Origin of the sequence: Bacillus spongiae (assembly GCF_037120725.1) — a bacterium.
Classification (GTDB): Bacteria; Bacillota; Bacilli; order Bacillales; family Bacillaceae_K; genus Bacillus_CI; species Bacillus_CI spongiae.
Map to the genome: position 1 here is coordinate 44565 of NZ_JBBAXC010000010.1, position 18687 is coordinate 63251.

General features: G+C 36.9%; 18 protein-coding genes and 1 pseudogene. 5 read left to right on the top strand and 14 right to left on the bottom strand.

The genetic code is table 11. The features are described from left to right. Positions 1–111: 111 nt before the first annotated feature. Both WAK64_RS12890 and WAK64_RS12895 read right to left on the bottom strand, forming a co-directional pair. Positions 112–507 carry a hypothetical protein gene (locus tag WAK64_RS12890; RefSeq protein ID WP_336587395.1) on the bottom strand — a complete coding sequence of 132 codons (396 nt, stop codon included), beginning with the start codon at positions 505–507 and terminating at the stop codon, positions 112–114. Positions 508–923: 416 nt separating this feature from the next. Beyond that, the gene (locus WAK64_RS12895; protein ID WP_336587396.1) at positions 924–2354 is read right to left on the bottom strand and encodes a M1 family metallopeptidase; all 1431 of its coding nucleotides are present in this window, start codon (positions 2352–2354) and stop codon (positions 924–926) included. A gap of 842 nt (positions 2355–3196) precedes the next feature. On the opposite strand from WAK64_RS12895, the gene WAK64_RS12900 reads away from it, so the two are divergent. Then, positions 3197–3577 carry a hypothetical protein gene (locus WAK64_RS12900; protein ID WP_336587397.1) on the top strand — a complete coding sequence of 127 codons (381 nt, stop codon included), beginning with the start codon at positions 3197–3199 and terminating at the stop codon, positions 3575–3577. A gap of 200 nt (positions 3578–3777) precedes the next feature. Then, positions 3778–4173, top strand: coding sequence for a hypothetical protein (locus WAK64_RS12905; RefSeq protein ID WP_336587398.1), 396 nt, complete (start codon positions 3778–3780; stop codon positions 4171–4173). A 177-nt stretch (positions 4174–4350) separates the two neighbouring features. Here WAK64_RS12905 and hutG read toward each other — a convergent pair whose 3' ends face one another. The 5 genes from hutG to hutP all read right to left on the bottom strand — a co-directional run bounded on the left by hutG (position 4351) and on the right by hutP (position 10350). Beyond that, complete coding sequence (gene hutG, locus WAK64_RS12910) at positions 4351–5289, bottom strand: formimidoylglutamase (protein ID WP_336587399.1); 939 nt, start codon at positions 5287–5289, stop codon at positions 4351–4353. Beyond that, positions 5270–6541 carry an imidazolonepropionase gene (hutI, locus tag WAK64_RS12915; RefSeq protein WP_336587400.1) on the bottom strand — a complete coding sequence of 424 codons (1272 nt, stop codon included), beginning with the start codon at positions 6539–6541 and terminating at the stop codon, positions 5270–5272. The genes hutG and hutI overlap by 20 nt, the downstream gene beginning before the upstream one ends. Positions 6542–6618: 77 nt before the next feature. Continuing rightward, positions 6619–8283, bottom strand: a complete 1665-nt coding sequence (gene hutU, locus WAK64_RS12920) for a urocanate hydratase (RefSeq protein WP_336587401.1) — start codon at positions 8281–8283, stop codon at positions 6619–6621. Then, on the bottom strand, positions 8225–9814 hold the full coding sequence (gene hutH / locus WAK64_RS12925) for a histidine ammonia-lyase (RefSeq protein ID WP_336587402.1): 1590 nt from the start codon (positions 9812–9814) through the stop codon (positions 8225–8227). Before hutH ends, hutU begins: the two co-directional genes overlap by 59 nt. A 101-nt stretch (positions 9815–9915) precedes the next feature. Then, complete coding sequence (hutP, locus tag WAK64_RS12930) at positions 9916–10350, bottom strand: hut operon transcriptional regulator HutP (protein ID WP_336587403.1); 435 nt, start codon at positions 10348–10350, stop codon at positions 9916–9918. Positions 10351–10586: 236 nt separating this feature from the next. Between hutP and WAK64_RS12935 the strand changes: the two genes are divergently transcribed. After that, positions 10587–10928 (top strand): Type 1 glutamine amidotransferase-like domain-containing protein, encoded by a 342-nt coding sequence (locus tag WAK64_RS12935; RefSeq protein WP_336587404.1) that lies wholly within the window; start codon positions 10587–10589, stop codon positions 10926–10928. A 63-nt stretch (positions 10929–10991) separates the two neighbouring features. Here WAK64_RS12935 and WAK64_RS12940 read toward each other — a convergent pair whose 3' ends face one another. The 6 genes and pseudogenes from WAK64_RS12940 to WAK64_RS12965 form a co-directional block, all read right to left on the bottom strand. After that, positions 10992–11693, bottom strand: a complete 702-nt coding sequence (locus WAK64_RS12940; RefSeq protein WP_336587405.1) for a hypothetical protein — start codon at positions 11691–11693, stop codon at positions 10992–10994. Positions 11694–11801: 108 nt separating this feature from the next. Continuing rightward, on the bottom strand, positions 11802–12128 hold the full coding sequence (locus tag WAK64_RS12945; protein WP_336587406.1) for a hypothetical protein: 327 nt from the start codon (positions 12126–12128) through the stop codon (positions 11802–11804). 375 nt (positions 12129–12503) lie between these two features. Next, on the bottom strand, positions 12504–13127 hold the full coding sequence (locus WAK64_RS12950; RefSeq protein WP_336587407.1) for a hypothetical protein: 624 nt from the start codon (positions 13125–13127) through the stop codon (positions 12504–12506). 80 nt (positions 13128–13207) lie between these two features. Further along, positions 13208–13738: pseudogene (locus tag WAK64_RS12955) on the bottom strand (GNAT family N-acetyltransferase). Between the two features lie 114 nt (positions 13739–13852). Continuing rightward, positions 13853–16111, bottom strand: a complete 2259-nt coding sequence (locus WAK64_RS12960; RefSeq protein ID WP_336587408.1) for an AAA domain-containing protein — start codon at positions 16109–16111, stop codon at positions 13853–13855. A gap of 394 nt (positions 16112–16505) precedes the next feature. Continuing rightward, complete coding sequence (locus WAK64_RS12965) at positions 16506–16658, bottom strand: hypothetical protein (protein WP_336587409.1); 153 nt, start codon at positions 16656–16658, stop codon at positions 16506–16508. 522 nt (positions 16659–17180) lie between these two features. Here WAK64_RS12965 and WAK64_RS12970 point away from each other — a divergent pair. Both WAK64_RS12970 and WAK64_RS12975 read left to right on the top strand, forming a co-directional pair. After that, the gene (locus WAK64_RS12970) at positions 17181–17351 is read left to right on the top strand and encodes a hypothetical protein (RefSeq protein ID WP_336587410.1); all 171 of its coding nucleotides are present in this window, start codon (positions 17181–17183) and stop codon (positions 17349–17351) included. Between the two features lie 99 nt (positions 17352–17450). Then, complete coding sequence (locus WAK64_RS12975; RefSeq protein WP_336587411.1) at positions 17451–17657, top strand: hypothetical protein; 207 nt, start codon at positions 17451–17453, stop codon at positions 17655–17657. A 189-nt stretch (positions 17658–17846) separates the two neighbouring features. Here WAK64_RS12975 and WAK64_RS12980 read toward each other — a convergent pair whose 3' ends face one another. Then, on the bottom strand, positions 17847–18257 hold the full coding sequence (locus WAK64_RS12980) for a hypothetical protein (RefSeq protein WP_336587412.1): 411 nt from the start codon (positions 18255–18257) through the stop codon (positions 17847–17849). Positions 18258–18687 lie beyond the last annotated feature (430 nt).

Here is an 18687-nt window from a genome sequence, read left to right on the forward strand (position 1 = left end):
CTTTCTCACTTCATAGTATTAATCCTCAGTTGGACAGTCAGATGGTATTGTTGCATAACTAGTTAGATTAACAGGCACAAACTGATTTCATAATCTAGTGGGTTATATTAATTAATCTTCTGTTAATGTAATCCCCATAATATGGTCAGTATAAATAGCAAAACTTTCACAGTCCATCTCCATATCAGGGTTAGCAAATGGAATTATTTTTACATTGTTTAACACAATCATTCCTTTTAAATTTAATACGCTCCCTTCTTGCATCATCTTAAATATCGTGTCCTCTGATTTTAATATCGCTTTGTCTAATAAAGGGACCGTATTAATGTCAGGCTCCTCCGTGTTGATTCTTTCTGCAATTATATATGAGTTTGAGGTGGCGATTTTAATTTTTCTTTTTTGCTCACTTTCTTTTTGCAATTCATCCAATACTGCCTGAAGGATAACAATATCTAGTTTTTTCATATCATGTACATTATTTAGTTCATGTCCAGTAATTTCGTGCATAGTATTTCCTCCTTATCTGATTGTCCTTACTTTTTATCAAAAAATATAAAAGGAACGTTTTTAAATTTTCAATAAATTTAAAGAGAACCTTTGTAGGGCCATCGATTTTTTTAAATTCCTATATGTAGCAATCATGCAAATAAGGCTTATTAATGCTGCCTAGGCTAGTGACAAATATTTAATCATCTTCTGAATAATTCGTTTATTTAAGAACGCATACGATAATTGTTTTAAGTATAAGACTTCGATTCCTTTACGCATTGAATTACAAGCTTAAAATATAATTTGTTCATAAGTCTAAAGAAGCCATTTTAAAATCTTCAAAATGGCTCATTTTCTTAAAGGTTAAACAAAAAAATTAGATCAATCTATATCTATCTTTGATATTCACAAGCGTATTTGAAATACTATATTGATTATTTCACTTTTAGCCAATCTTCAAAAACTGAATCATCACTTAAATCAAAGTACTGCTTCATGAACCTGATAAACTCTTCAGAATTTATCTCTTTATATTGATAGAAATCATAGTAGGTACTCAAGAAGTTTTCAGCCCCTTTTAACCCACCTCTTTCTTCAAATAACCCCCACAAAAATACAGTAGGTTTTCTGTAAAAATAGTAGCCTTCTTTTTCTTTTTCGTACTCGTGCATAGGTAGATTTACTGGTTTTGAATCTATTTCTATCTCTTTGAACACGTCACCATAAGGCTCTTCCTCTTTATTTCGTGCATAATAAAATAAATCTGTTGCAAATGTAGTAAAACCTTCATCTAACCATGCATCGTGGTATGAGTCATTGCTAATTACTCCATAAAACCACTGATGAGCAAGTTCATGAACAACTGTCTTTTTTAATGGCTCTGGATCTAACTGTAAAATACCATTGATGACGGAGTGTGCAGTAACAATCCCAGGATACTCCATGCCGATTCCATCTAAAACAATATCTATTTGATCATGTGGATACATGCCAATGTTTTCTTCAAAATAAGTGATGGCATCTGCAGCGATATCCGTTACTTCTTGGTGCAATTCCGAATCTACTTTAAACCCTAGAACATTAATAGTAATGTGTCCAACCTTTTTCTCTATAATAGTAGGATCTTTAAGAATCCCTACAAAGAACGCATTAACATTACTAGCTTGTACACTACCCTTGGTTGCACTTGGATAGGAGTCATTTGGACTCGTAGTGGCCACTGTGAATCCTTCAGGTATCTCATACGTAAAATTAAAATCACTATAGGACGTATGGAACGATTCCACTCCAAATCTATAGTCTTCTTTATTCCAACCACCATCCCTATAAGTAGCCAGCATCGGGTAAAATTGGGCTAAGTGGTAATTTGCTTTGCTTTTTGTATACCTTAATCCCTTTTCAGGTTGGGTAAAGTTATATTTAACCCTTACATTGATTTCCCCATCCGCTTCTAAGGGACTCTTTAAAGGAACCGTCAATGCATCTTTTTCTAGTTCATACTCTACTTTTTCTCCATTAATTACAACCTCATCAATTAATAAAGTTCCTGGTTTATACTGAGAACCAGAATATTCAGTCTCTTCAGTAAAGACATTTGGAATTAAATAAAAAACCAACTCATTCCAAGTATCGTTAGAAGTATTCTTAATATCTAGCTTTGTATCTAATTCAAAATCTCCCTCACTACTCATCTTTAGATTAATATCATATGCCGTATCGTGTCCGGCAGGAACACTCTTTGGAGAAAACGAATCTTTATCTATTGATACAGCAGACTTCTCTTTGCTTGTATCCAAATCACACCCAGTAAGTACATAGATTGTCATTAGCATCAAGCAGAATTGAAAATACCGATTCTTGAACACACTTGCCACCTCAACTTTTATTCTATAAAGTTATTTTATTTAACATTAAAGGTTGTGAGATCCGAGTATGAATTTTATCCTAAATAAATTATAGATAATGATTACATTACTATACCAAGTCGGCAGTATTAATCATCTGCACATAAATACTTTCTCCTAGAAATCATAACCACCTTTCTTTTCCGGCTAACCTTTATACATATATTACACGAAATTTCATAATATTGTAATAAAATAAATAAAATTATCCAACTCAGTGAATATATACATATTAAATGTCTTGAAAATTTAATAATAGATTAATATGATAGTTTGTGACCTCCTTCCAATTGAGGAAAAACAAATACATGTCTTGTGAATTAATCATAGTGACGAGGTTTATAAGTCTCTATTTCTACTTCATTAGCCACTACATCATGGCCTGTTGAATAGGATAGACTTAATGATTTACTTCCTCATATTTTTCGATTATGTAGACAAACTGACCCTCTCTGTACTCCCCCATTAATAAATTATTAAATGTTTCATTGCGTTTATATATCTGATGTTACACTACCATTAGAAATGGTGATACCCACTCTTAGTCGGATATACACGCATGTAGATTGCTTTACAAGAATGGTAGCCTTTGACCACTTCTCGAACGCCTTGAGAAGTCATTTCTTCTACTCCAATTACTGATATTTATATAAAATACCCCCAATTCTTATTAAAATCTAGCTAGGCTATTGTGTTAAATCTCAATGTCTCTATCTCCCTATACTGATGTGATATCAATAAATCGTTCACCTTTTCTCCTATTTATGAATATACTGAGAAAAAGAAACGGGGGTCTTATTTGTATGAATTACCATCATGACGATAATCTAGAAGAATGGGAGAATGTATTAAAAGGAATCTTGCTAGACCCTTTTACCAATTTTCTGGATGAGAATCAATTTCGGATTGATTTATTTGATATAACAGATGCCTATATCATCGAGGTATTTACTAAGGAATTAGAGTTAGAGGAAATTGAAATTATGAAGTGTGACCATCAGTTAGAAATAGGTATTAAATGTACTCAGGAAACAGAAAAAAGGAAACGAACTATCCCATTTCCCTTTTCCTTAAATGATCATCCTATGCACGCCAATCATAAAGGGGATTTGATTGAAATCCTCATCAAAAAAGAAACTTGTCATAAAGAGCTACATCCAGCAATGATTAAAATGATAGGATGATCTAATAAAACATAAGTCAAAGGACTTGTGTTTTTTACATGTGTGATTCAACTTATTAGAGATATTTATTCATATTTGCCATTTTGATTTATTATTTCTATGTACACATCTACTATTTCTAGACAACTAAATAGTTATATTTTCTTAGATGGTATTTAATGTATAATAATATTAATAATCGAATAGAGCGGGGTATGTAAATGAGATATTTCCAACTACTACTGATTATGACGTCAATAGCTGGATTATTTTTTGAATGGTCCCGAATTCAATTTATGTATATAAATGGGCTTGTCCATTGGTCCGGGATGTTAATTTTACTGTTTGGGATAACCTCTTTTGTATTCATCATGAAAAGGAAACGACTTTATATATGGACATTATTGTTATTATGTTCCATTCCACTTTTATCCGTTATTCAATATATTTATTTTGCACCTATTTTAATGATATCAAGTATTGATTTACAATTTAGCCAGGAGACTGTACAGCTAGGTTTCTATATTACCTTCATCAGTGGTATCCTATCTTTCCTTTTATTAGGGTCAAGTAGATTAATAAAGAAGCATGACCTTAACCCTAATAATGTAATATGACATCCTACTCTGCACTTTAAATGCTTACTTTTCATTTTTGTATAGCAATATTATCCTAGTGTGAAAAGTCCTAAGAATTCATATCAAGTTACTAGCACAAAAACAGAAAAATAGAAGGCAGGGTTTCGCCTACCTTCTAAAAAAGGAAATCTATTATGAATTTAGTTAAGTAAGGATTTACAAGAATGAATATTGAAGGACGGCAGCAGCAGCTAGACGACTCGTCATATTCCGATAATCCTTGTTCGGGTCGATTTCCACAATATCCATTGCTTTTACCTTCGAATGAGAACTCGCCATTTTCACGCTTGACAGCAATTCACGACTCGTTATCCCACCAGGTCCAATGGCAGGGCAGCCAGGAGCAAAGGCTTGATCGACTACATCCATATCAACCGATAAATAAATCATGTCTACTTTTCCTTCTAGCTTAGCTAATGCTTCATTGATTACATGATTAATTCCTAAACGATCTACATCGCTCATCGAATAGACAGTAATGCCTTTTTCCTTCACATAATCATCGTAAGCCTTCGCGTTCGCATAATCCCGAATGCCAACTTGAATTAAGTCTTCTCCGTGAATCCAACCTTCTTCTAACAAACTGCGGAAAGGCGTCCCGTTCGTTCTTCCGCCATCTTCTGTATTGCGGACATCGTGATGAGCATCCCATTGAATGACACCGATTCGACCGTATTGTTCAGCGAATGCCCGAATAGAAGGAAAGCTTACCCCATGATCTCCCCCTAGCATGAGGTATTTGTTACATGCTTTCGTCTCAAGCATCCCTTTAACACTTACATATAATCTTTCAATTGTTTCATCTACAGAAGTTGGATGAGTATACACATCGCCAAAATCAAGAAAACGAATCGAGTCATAATCAGTGTCTTGATCATGAGAATACGTTGTTAACGCTCCAAAGCTTTCACGAATCGTTGCAGGTGTTTCAGAGGCCATACTCATCGTTATGGATGAACGAGAGGACGGTAACCCAATAACCCCGATGTCCCCCTTTGCTCCATCTGTGTAACTCGTAAATAATTCTTTGACTTTTGTGACGTGACGGTCTTGGAAAGGTGGTTTTGTCGCTCCGTTAAGATAAGGAAAATTCATAGCCCTTATTCCTTTCCCATACAACTTTACCTGCTTTATATACCGTCTTAGTGTGGTTTACTCCAAAGTGATACGGGATGTATTTATAATTCGTTGCTTCCCATACAACAAGGTCTGCTGCCCTTCCAATAGCAAGGACACCCGCCTGTTCCTGTTGTTCAATGGCACAGGCTGCATTGACTGTAACAGCATTCCAAATCTCTTCAGGAGATAGCTTCAATTTTAACGCAGCTAAGGACATAATTAGTTGAAGGTTTTCCGTAACGCAGCTTCCAGGATTAAAGTCAGTGGCAAGCGCAACTGCTGCACCGCGATCAATCATTTCTCGTCCGCGAGCAAACGAATCCTTTCCTAAATAAAATGTAGTTCCAGGCAATAATACAGCAACAGTATTTGAATTAGCTAAGCCTTCAATTCCAAGATCACTTGCCGCAACTAGATGATCAGCACTCGTTGCACCTACTGAAGCCGCTAGTTCAGTGCCACCAAGAGAATCAATCTCATCCGCATGAATTTTCATGGAAAACCCTTTTGCTTTTGCTGCTTCTAAAAAGCGTTTCGATTGCTCAATCGTGAAGACGCCCGTTTCACAAAAAATATCGACAAAATGAGCCAATTCTTCCTGCTGTATTTCATCTAGCATATCAATCATTTCATCTAAGAAGACGTCTTCTTTCCCTTTGTACTCCTTCGGTACAGCATGAGGACCTAAAAAGGTTGGCACGATTGTTGAATAAGCCTCTTTTTGAAGTGCTTTAACGACACGTAATTGTTTTAATTCTGTCTCACGATCAAGTCCGTAACCGCTTTTTGCTTCAATTGTCGTAACGCCATAAGAAAGACTACGCTCTAAATGAAAGCGCGCCTTATGAAGCAACGCTTCTTCAGAAGCAACTCTCGTCGCGCGTACGGTAGAATGAATCCCGCCACCTTGTTGTAAAATTTCCAAATAAGGTACCCCAGCCTGCTTTAAGCTCATTTCTTCTTCCCTTGAGCCACCAAATACTAAGTGTGTGTGTGGGTCCACTAATCCGGGTGAAACTAAGCGTCCTTTTACATCAACAACCTCCACCGCTTCCATATTCGTTGCTTCGTCTTTATGCCCGATCCAACGAACAACACCATTTTGGATGGCGATAGCAGCATTTTCTAAGATGGGAAGATTCTTCATCTCCTCTCCCTTTAACGGCGTGGAAGATTCCTTTGGTAAAATTAATTGTCCTATATTTGTGATTAGTACATCATATTTCATTATTATGCCCCTCCTAAAAGCGTAGGGAAAAGTTATTTCTCCCTTTTCCCCACTTACCATTGCTTTAAATTGCCTTATTATTTTTTTAACATCGGTATATCGACATCGTGTTTCTCTGCCATATCTTCTGCTTTTTCATATCCAGCATCCGCATGGCGAACAATCCCCATTCCAGGATCCGTCGTCAATACTCGTTCTAAACGTTCCTTCGCTAAATCAGATCCATCTGCCACAACGACCATACCTGCGTGTAGGGAATAGCCCATACCTACGCCCCCACCATGGTGAACAGATATCCATGATCCGCCTGCCGCTGTATTTACTAGTGCGTTTAAAATTGCCCAATCACCAACCGCATCGCTACCATCCTTCATGCTTTCCGTTTCGCGGTTTGGTGACGCAACAGATCCACAGTCTAAGTGATCGCGACCAATGACAACAGGTGCTTTTAGCTCCCCGTTTTTAACTAGTTCATTTATGGCCAAGCCCATCTTGACCCTCTCACCATAACCTAACCAACAAATTCTAGAAGGTAATCCTTGAAAAGCCACTTTTTCTTGAGCCATATCAATCCAACGCTGCAATGGCTCATTATCTGGAAACAGCTCTTTAATTAAACGATCCGTTCTGTAGATGTCTTCCGGATCTCCAGATAAAGCAGCCCACCTAAATGGTCCTTTCCCTTCGCAAAACAAGGGACGAATATAGGCCGGTACAAAGCCTGGGAAGTTGAACGCATTTTCAATACCTTCATCTTTTGCAACTTGGCGAATGTTGTTTCCATAATCAAATACAATTGATCCATTTGCTTGGAACGCTAGCATGGCATCAACATGCTTTGCCATTGAGCGGCTAGCAAGCTTAACATACCGTTCTGAATCTTCGGCACGGAGCTCATCTGCTTCTTTTAAACTCATCCCTTCTGGAACATACCCATTTAATGGATCATGAGCAGAGGTTTGGTCCGTTACGATATCAATTTGAACGGCACGCTTCAATAACTCATGATGAACTTCAGCTGCATTACCGATAAGTCCAATCGAAAGCGCTTCTCCTTTTTGTTTTGCTTGCATCGCCATTTCTAGAGCTTCATCGATTGAACTTGTCATTTTATCTAAATACTTCGTATCTAATCGCTTTTGAATTCGGGATTCATCGACATCGACTGCAATGACGACACCACCGTTCATTGTCACCGCAAGTGGTTGCGCTCCACCCATTCCACCTAATCCAGCTGTTAAGGTGATTGTTCCCTTTAAGCTACCGTCGAAATGTTCTTTCGCAACAGCTGCAAACGTTTCATAGGTCCCTTGTAAAATCCCTTGAGTTCCAATGTAAATCCAACTACCCGCCGTCATTTGGCCGTACATCATTAGACCCTTCTGGTCAAGCTCATGGAAATGCTCCCAATTTGCCCATTTTGGAACTAATACTGAATTTGATAAAAGTACGCGAGGAGCTGCCTCATGTGTTTTAAATACAGCAACCGGCTTACCGGACTGGACAAGCATCGTTTCATTGTTTTCTAGGCGTCGAAGTGTTGCCACGATACTATCAAATGCTTCCCAATTTCGTGCAGCTTTGCCAATTCCCCCGTACACGACTAAATCCTCTGGCTTCTCTGCTACTTCAGGGTCTAAATTATTGTAAAGCATACGTAGAACAGCCTCTTGTTCCCACCCTTTACATTCTAAGTTCAGACCCGTTTTCACTGTAATCGTTCGATTTACATTCGTTGTCATGTTCATTTCCTCCTTCAAAATTATTGAAATTTTCTGCAGTGTCCCATGGGAAATCACCTGATTGCAACCACTCTGTGTATCTTTCTATATCATCTGAGAAAACACGATCTTCAGTGAAGCTTGGGACAACTTTTCGTCCCTCAATCCAAAAGGCCTTTGTTTTAGAAGCCATTTTGTCACTACCACGATATTGTGTTGCCTCCATTGCACAAATTCCTTCAATCGCTAAAACTCTTCTCGTATTGTTAATAATCATACTAGCGTGACGAGCCCCAATTGTTCCCATACTGACATGGTCCTCTTGATTGGCTGATGATGGGATGGAATCTACGCTAGCAGGATGGGCTAATGTTTTATTTTCAGATACAAGTGACGCTGCCGCATACTGCATGATCATAGCTCCAGATTGAAGGCCAGGTTCTGGACTTAAAAAGGCTGGTAAGTCGTTTAATTGTGGATTCACGAGTCGTTCAATTCGTCTTTCAGAAATGTTCGCAAGCTCTGCGACAGCAATTTTCAAGAAATCCATCGCAAAGGCAATTGGTTGCCCGTGAAAATTCCCGCCTGAAATGACCGTTTTTCCCTCATCAAAAATCAGCGGATTATCCGTTGCAGCATTCGCCTCAATCTCTAATTTCTCCTTTACATAGGCGAGCGCTTGCCACGTGGCTCCATGCACCTGGGGAATACAACGAATCGAGTAAGCATCCTGGACACGCATTTCTCCTTGTGAAGTAATCAGCTGACTGTCCGTTAACAAATGACGAATTCTTTTTGCGACATCCATTTGCTCTTGATAGCCTCTTACTTCATGAACGGCTGGATGAAACGCATCGATAATCCCGTGAAGTCCCTCCATCGTCATCGAAGCGATCCATTCACTTTGATACGCTAATGATTCTGCTTGAATATAATTGATGATTCCAACAGCTGTCATTGCCTGTGTTCCATTTATGAGAGCTAATCCTTCCTTTGCTTTTAACACAATCGGCTCGATTTGAAGCTCTTTTAATACGGAAGCAGCTGACCTTTTTTCTCCTTTGTAAAAAACACTACCTTCTCCTAACAACACAAGGGCTAAGTGAGATAACGGCGCAAGGTCGCCTGAAGCACCAAGTGACCCTTGCTGTGGAATAACAGGTGTCACATGAGAATTAATAAGAGTCATAAGACGGTCAATTACCTCTAGGCGGATACCTGAATACCCTTTAATTAATGCATTCAAACGTAAAAGCATCATCGTTCTTGCGACTTCTACGGAAAAGGGTTCCCCCACTCCGCAAGCATGTGATCGAATTAAATGGAGTTGGAGTGTATCTACATCCTTTTCATCGATTGTCACATCCGCAAACTTTCCAAAACCTGTGTTAATTCCATATACGGTCTGACGATTTTCTACGATATCTTCAACAGCTTTTCGACTTGCTATAACTTTTTTTAAACTATTCTCTGATAAGGTAATTTTCCTATTTTCATAGATTACTTGTCGTACTTGTTCGATTGTCAACGAATTTCCTGTTAGTTCAATCATTCAAACCCCTCCCTCTTTATTCAACATAAAAAGAGGCGACAATGGCATAGTAATGCCATCATCGCCTCCTACTCACTAATGTCTCTAGGCCATGACTTATTTTATATGTGGTTAATTCCTAAACCAATCGTTTCATGCTCTAACCCCTTAACAGGAGCGCCAATCGTTCCATAAAAACAGACGGCTATCCATTCGCCTTCGGCCTCTTTCTCATACGGCCTACCTCTAACGACCGAAAAGCGCAAGCCAACCGTTCGCATCATATCACCGATCGCTAACTGCCCTCTTGTAACGCCTTCAATTGCTTCTAATATGGCATGGTATAGCGCATGAGTTTCGCGATATAAGTCTTCATGAATAATGCCATTTCGTTTTGCTGCTGTCTCGACGGCAGAAATGACCTTTTGCATATTCATTGAACCTACTCTGCCCGTACAGTAACGAGTATGTTTTATCTTTTCTGGAAATAAAGCAAGCTCTTCTTCACTCAATGTCACGAATAACACCGCTTGCTTACCAATATCCTGCTGTTTCATAAATGCCCTCATAATCTGAAAATTTACTATTTACTAATATCTATTTTCATTTTATGCTTGATCAACGTAGGTGTCAACAAAGAATTCTCACTCTTTAGAAAGTTATTACATTAGCGATTTACTTGACTAAAAAGTATTAGAGTATGACAATGTTCCATTTTTAATAAGGTTCTTTTCATAAAGTTAAATAATTGTAAAAGTATAATATTACTTATGTAGTATAATGATGTTTAAAATTGTTCATCGGGGTAGGTTTATTATGTATTATTATTGGTATAAGTACAGGCTCTATAAATAAGGCTAAGAAAGTTGTGTTGGCAAAAGATATTAATGATAACATTCCACCGTTATCTATTTATGATGGTATTGGACTTGTTGATATTAATATTGAACCACATATAGATTCTGCAAGGAAGAAGCATATAGAAGAAGATATTTACGAAGCAACACGGTTTATTACAATTTATGGAGTTTATGATAACTCATTTATTAAGATAGTCAATGATAAGATGGATATATTCGGTACTTACATAAAATACGAAAATATAGAAGATAGGCAACGATTAATTCCAAAATAGAGTTCCAGTTGAATAAGAGTACCATAGGAAGTCATATCATTGATATGGCTTTTTAGGCTCATGTTACACTGGACCATAAAATGGGTTTTTATTACTATCAATTATAAAATCAATTGTTTTCGCTTGATACATTTTATTTTTGTATTCATAAGTAATAATAATATCTCCAATGGAACTCGCTGGGGATATTCGTCCGCCTACTCTGACCATAAGATTATTGTTCATTACCTCATAATCTATAATGCTCCCAAAGGCTATATCATCGAATAAAGCTTCAGATTTGATATCAAAAGGTGTTATATCTACTTTATAATCCTTTTCCCCGATACGAATTTCTGCTTCGTCATATGTTAGCTTTGTTTTTACGTTCTTATAAATGATAGCTAAAGGATTATCAACAATCACTTCAGTTAGCCGATTGTCCATTGTGTGAAACACATGAACATCTTCTAACAGAACGCCTGAACCATGCCCTAATGTTAAGGGGATGATGAGTTCTTTCCTGTGGTCATTATTAATGTCTATACAGCAAATTTGTGGAGCGTAAGTAGGACTACTTTCGCTATTCCAAAAAGGCTTTGTGTAGGTTGCCCCTTTAAAATTAATTTTAAATTCCCTATATAAACCATTCATTTTCTTACCATAAAGAGTTATATTCTCTTTATTATTCTGACTAACAATTTCATACCCTTCCATCTCTGCGTCTGTAATAGTAGGGATAATTATAAGAAGGAGCCCTAATAATAAGTTGATATATGTCTTCATAAACAACACCTCATTTTAGTGTTCCCTACTATATCTTCTTATACTAACGCTATTTTCTAAAAGATGGTATTTTAGTTATTTTGATGTCCTTAATAACGGAACATACGACTAATTTAAGGTTTTATTATGTTGTTGTAGCCATTTTTTTCGCTTTAAAAATAAGATTGATATTAAAATAGCTTCGCCTACAACCAACAAACCTACACCTATAACTAATCCTCCAAAGAACAGAAATTCATTGACACCCCACGTAATGAACGACCAGCCTAAAAGGGCTAATAGTCCAAATGATAAGTTAATGGTGGCTGATATAATTGCTTGGGGTAAAAATAACCCTGTTTTTCTAATCATTGAGGAGCCATACTGATAACTTACAGAAGTAGCCGTAATTAGCACAATGACATATAGAATCATTGCAATATCTATTTTGTTCACATATCCCACCCCTTTGATCAATCTGACGAATGGCAAACGTTTTGAATATTGTATTTTCCGTTACTTCACATTTGTTGAATGAGAAAATTCTATATAATTATATTTTAGCATAAATTGTAAAATGTCTTGTATATTGAATTGAAAGTCATTGAAGACTTAAAGTATCTACTGTTAAATTGATTAAATTTTAGCACGCTGAAACTATTAATAGGTTGTGTAAAAAAATACTAAAGCTGCCTTTACTAATACGACTTGTCACTTGATTAGGTAAAAAAACATAAATAAAAGGGGAATCCAATCATTAGTTGGACACCCCCTTTTAGAAGGACAAAAGCAACTATTAATATAGCTCAGTCCTTTCAAACAAGAACCGATTTAAAAAGGCAATGAATTGAACTTAAAAAGAAAGTAAAAGACGATAGCAAATATGAATAAAGCTCCCGCCATTTGAATCAACCCTTCTTTTACATAGCTTTCGTTCATTCGCTTACTTTCAAACTCTTCCTGTAATTGGGTAATTAATTTTTTATAGGGAACTTTCCACCACTGTCTAAACGTTACAGAATATGCACGTTTTTTTTCAGGATCTCCAAAATAGTCTATCTTTATAGTAGCCTTCTCATTAAGTAAGTCAATTTTCGGCTTTTCATCAGGTTCATGTTTGAAATTATAGGAAATTTCATTTCTCTGTAACAGTTTCCTCAATTCCATCAACACTTCATTTTTCGTTGTTCTTTCAATTCTAACCGTTTTCCCATGTTTCTTAATATATACGATGACTACTACAGCAGTTATAATGAGAAAAACGTATATTTGATCCTTTCCATCAGCTAATAGAGTAAATTGCATAATAGAGAGTAGGAACCCTACTAAAAGTGCAAACGTTGAGTTTTTACTAACCCCTTTTTGAACAATAATTTGAAGCCCTTGCAAAAAGCTAAAAAAACCAACGATCAGCATAGTGAAAGTCGCTATTACAAATAATATTAATGCATCCATATTATTCTACCTTCTGTCCTTTTTCTGTTCTATCATTCGATAATGAAAGAACAGTATTTAATATTCATACTATTCACCTATTAATCTGAATAAAACTCTTTTTTTAACAGGCCATAACAAGCCATATCCCAATACCGCCCCTTAATAAACAATTTCTCCCTATGAACCCCTTCTAAGTGCATTCCAACTTTTTGAAGCACTCTTTGAGAACCAACATTCTCTACAAACGCTCTGCCTTCAATTTTATTTAAGTGTAAATGATCAAATCCATATTCCATCACAGCCGTAACGGCTTCGACCATATAGCCTTTTCCCCACATGTCTTTTGAAAGCACATATCCAAGTTCACCACATCGGTTATGTTCATCTAACGTTACAAAATCAATACTTCCTATTACTCTGTTACTATCTAATAACGCGATCGCTCCAAAAATACGGTTTTTATCATTATTCACTTTACTCTTAATAAACTCGTTTGTATCTTCTTACGTTTCGTGAGTTTCCCAAGGAAGGTGCTTGCTAACGTCAGGGTCAGACGCATATTGATATACAGCTTCCACATCATCCATTGTAAATGGTCTTATCCGTAAACGTTCTGTCGTTAATGTCATCGGCTCCAAATCAAATCCCTCTTTCTAATGCATGATATTTTTTATTATAGTACTATAAGAAGGCCCAAATGAAAACCAAAAAAATACATGAATGCCAATATAAATCAAAACTACTTATGCTTCGTTTTGATTCGAGGATAATACAGCAGAGTATAAATGATGAATAAAGGTCTCTGATTGAAGTCTAACCGCAATGAAAGGGGGCCGAACATTTGGCATCCCTTCAAAAAAGGCTCCTGTCCATAACACCGATTCATCAATGACAATAAATGGGAATGGCATTTCTTCACACATCCAGCGAATGGCTGATGACCACTTTCTTTCCGTACGGGAAACGATTGTCACATCCATTGAGGTAGACTTCTCTTGTATGAGTTCAATCCATTTTTCCGACAACGTTACGTCCTCAGGCAAAGATAAAAGGATTGATTGTTTTGCATGAAGAAGGTCTTTTGCTAAGCCACTTATTTTTTTTGCATGCATCCATTGTAATTTGGACTGTTGGTGCTTTATCCATGTGCCAATTTCATTTGTGGTTACCAACTGATTCGTTTTCCTTTGATGAGTATACAATTGTTTGAAAACCGATCGAGAATAGACCTGTTGTTGTATAAAGGCGACATCGGCAACATGAATAAACTTTCCCTTTGTCCTTGTTATCGCAACATTAATCAATCTTTCGCTATTTTTTCCTACTAACAGCATACCAGGTCGTGATTCAGGATAACTGTCAACCGAATCAAACACCATCACATCCCGTTCACTACCTTGAAATTTATGGACCGTTGCGGCAATAATATCTGCTTCTGTTAATTCCTTTTCTAAAAGGTCCTGCAGTAATAGTGTGACAAGCTGAGCTTGTGCACGGTAAGGTGTAACATATCCAATTGAACTCGCGCCTCCTCTAAAAGCCTCTTGAATAAGCTGGATAGATAGGAAGGCAGACCAAATATTGATCCGTGAATGACTATTCTTCTCTTTCATGCAATAATTACCAGCATGACTTGTATCTACTAAAACAGAAGCCCTGTTTGAAAACGGGCTCAGCTCTGTGATTGGCTCCCTGCTTTCACGAACGTCCTTATGATCTCCAACTAATGAATGATAGATCACTCTATTCGTAAAGGCAGATATTTCAGGATGCATTCGCCTTTGTTCTTTCAATAAAAATAAGTGAGGATGGAGGTTTCCATTTTCAACCGAGTCTGCAACACCGGAACGATGAAAAACATCCTCTTTTAGCCAATGGGCAACCAGTTCATGGCGCGAAACGGCTATTGGTGGTAATTGTTTAAAATCGCCACACACAATGGTTCGTCTTCCTAGCGAAGCGGCAAACGCTGCTTGTGGAACATATGCCATACTAGCTTCATCTACAATAACTAGGTCATATTGCTTTTCATATATATTGGGATCCATTGCCGCTTTAGCGAGCGTTACGCCAATGACATTTGCGTCCTTCACCAATTTAGCTTCTCTCTGCCTTAATTTATCTAAAACATTTGCATATTTCCCTTCAATTTTTAATAGATCCTCAGAATCACGAGTACTAAACGAAGATGACAAGTCCTTTTTTAAAGCTTTCCTTTTCAATACTAAACTTTGTTTATTTTCAAAAAGCGTGGGGAATTGGATTTGAATTAATTTATCAGTCGATAAGGAAGGGTGATCAGAAATGATTGAACTCACTTGACTACCGTACCGAATGACATCGCCCTCCTTCCACTTTTCTTTATGCTCTATAAATGTTGCCGTTTCTTTCATCATCACGTCGACTGCCTGATTACTATGAGAGAGAATTAACACCTTTTGTCCTTTAAAATATTTATTGGCTGCGACTCGAGCAAGTGTATATGTTTTTCCTGTTCCTGGAGGCCCCCACACAAATGTAACGGGGTTATATTTAGAGCGTAAGATTAGCTCATGAACTGGACTTTTCACCTTCTCACGAGGGTGGCGGTCCTCCATTGTAGGGTGTAAAAGTCGATGGATTCTAGTTAACTTTTGTTTACTCTTCTTCAGTTCTGCTAATCGCTCTGATAATTGATCCAATAATTCCCAAGGATCATGCAACACCCACGCTTCTGATATGAGATCACCAAGTGACACTTCAAATGATAAAATAAGTCCTTTGCCTTCAGAGGATAATACCGTTCCGGAAGCAGTCATACTTCCCCACTCCATTCGGACAAGTGAACCAATTGGAATAAACAGTTCAAATGACGTATCAAAATAATAAGCATACCTTCCTTCATTCGATACCATTCGGCCGTTTTGAATTCTATATTTTGTACTTCCGTATTTTTTTAAATGTTGGATTTCAATAGCAAGTGCCTTTTGCCATTCCTTTACCCATGTTACTATCTCCTTCATATTCATTCCCTTTCCTATTGGCAACTATCGACACCGATAGACTAGTAGTATGTTATTAATCACATTTTTTACAACAATTCAATTTCGTATTCAATCACGATTCATGCACGACAAAGAAAGCTCAATTCAAACTGAAATGAGCTAATACACTATAACATGAGATTTTATTTGAGACAAAGCCTAGGATGGATTTCCTTCTAACCAACTCTCAGGTGAAGTATAACCCCTATTGGTTACCTCTGTTTAACAAAAAACGATGGATTCATTTCTTTCATTACAATCATTAGGGAATTATTCAATGTACGGTTGTTTGACATTACTTTGCCTAAACTCCCTCTACACCTTTTTCCTTACTACGATCATTTCATTTCTGGTATTACTCGCTTCCTTGACTTTACCTGAAATTCAACATCGTTGTCTGTCTACAACAGTTGTCCTTTGGTCGATAAACTGAGAGTTGGCTTCTAGGAATCGTAAGCTCTACTTTTATTCCCATTTGACGAAGTTTTTGGAAAATTGCTTTCATTTCTTTTTTATTTTCCACCATACAGTGAATCTCTCCTATTTTTCATTTTCCCTTGACTATGTACTACTCCTATTATAGGACGACAAAATGACTAGCACAATATCGTGACAGCTTTTTATCTAAATATTAATGATTATTTTTTATGAAATGTGAAAGAATTACACACCTTAGAAGAATGACAGAGAGAGGAAATTTGTGAGGAATTAGGAATTTATCATTGTTTTGACTGAATTAATAATCGAAATGTTTTTTAGTTCATTAGATCAAACAATCGTAGGAAGCGCTATGCCTACTAAATGGTTTTTTCATATTTGATTGGCGTTCATTTGAAAGCTATTCCTTATTTTGGGGAGCGTTGTTCTTTTTTTCTCTTTGTTTTTGTAGAGAGTAAAGCTAGTAAGCACGTTCTCGATTTAAGATTATTTAAAAATCGCGTATATGCTACAACCAATACCTTTTATATTTTAATTGGACTGGGTATGCTTGATGCTGTAATGGGTTTTCGGGGTCAGTCCTACTCAAGCAGGCTCAACGATAACTCCGATGATGAAATCTTTAATAGTAGCAAGTATTGTTAGTGAAAGGTTATTGTTAATTCTCCGCTACCGAACCTTCTTAACATACGGCATACTCATCGTTACATTAGGCTTTTACTTAATGAGTACGATGGATCTTGCAACAAATGAATTCCCAAAAATCGCCTTGGCGCAGTAACATCAGCGAGTACGTTTTATCCGTTCTATTAGTGGAACAATCGGCATCATCATCTTAAACGTTGTAATGACCAATAGCCTTAAAGTAAAAATGGAGAATGTGGCATCCGCTAGCTCAAATGAAATGGTCCGCCGTACATTATTCAGGCTTAGTGAACAAACGGACGCCTTATTTGGTTTTTTATTAAACCCTACAAAACTCCAATTATCGGAAGGTCTAGAGTACATCGTTGTATCGCACATTCAAATGGTTTGGAGTAACTCTTTTTCAACTGTGTTCTTAACAGGATTCACCTTTTCCCGTTAGGGATTACCGTCTCATTATCAGTCTGAAGTGCGAAAATCCAACGTGACCGATAAGAATCCTAAACAAGAATAATGACAGCTAAGTATTGAACCATCTCTATCATTACGTACTTGTCATCCTATTTCTCTTGGATTGTTACTTATTCATCCATACCTAATAGAGAATTCCTAAGGTGAAATTAAACACCATTCAATAGCCCATCGTAGATAAATTTATTTCTTGCCACCAAGAAGATAAATTAACGATTTTTATTGATAACGTTCCTTCCCTTGGTTTTGCTGAGAGGCCGACAAATTCACTTCCTTCTACTATCGTCTCACTTATTAAACCGAGATCGTCCCATAATTCCACACAGACGTATTGGCCTGGGGCTGTTGAAATCGAAACAGAACGAAGATAATTTGGGAAATCAACTTGACCATCAATGATGTAGCTGTCGTATCCGCCAATCCAAAAATCGTGGTACACACTTTCTATCGCGATTTGAGTGTCTGGAACATCCATATTAGACTCCACTGGAAATACTTCTGCACTTGCCTCTGAAATTCCACCAAAACCAGCTACTGCAACAGTACCTGCTATCACTAATTTTTTCAACATATGAATCCACTCCCTACTAAATTAGTAAATTAATCGCTTGATTAACTTCCACAACCACTATACACCACAAACAAAACCTAAAATATGTATATATTGTTAAAATTATGAAGAAAATGTGACGATTAATTGCTACTTTCATTTAGGGGATAGGACACATCTATGACAAACCTTGAGTTTGGGTAAAATAAATCCGCTATATGAATGGTAGGCGAAAACGATCAGAAGTTACTATGTTTTTCGAGGAAGTGATACGTAGAAAGCAAGAGGAACATTCATTATTCAACTAGCATCACTTAAAGTAAATGGAATTTGAAATAAGTAGAAATACATTACCGCACATCCGTGTAAAACAAACGATATTATACTGAAGATAGCTTTCATGTTGCTTTACAATCTACCACTTATAAACTTCATTTCTAGTGAATGACCT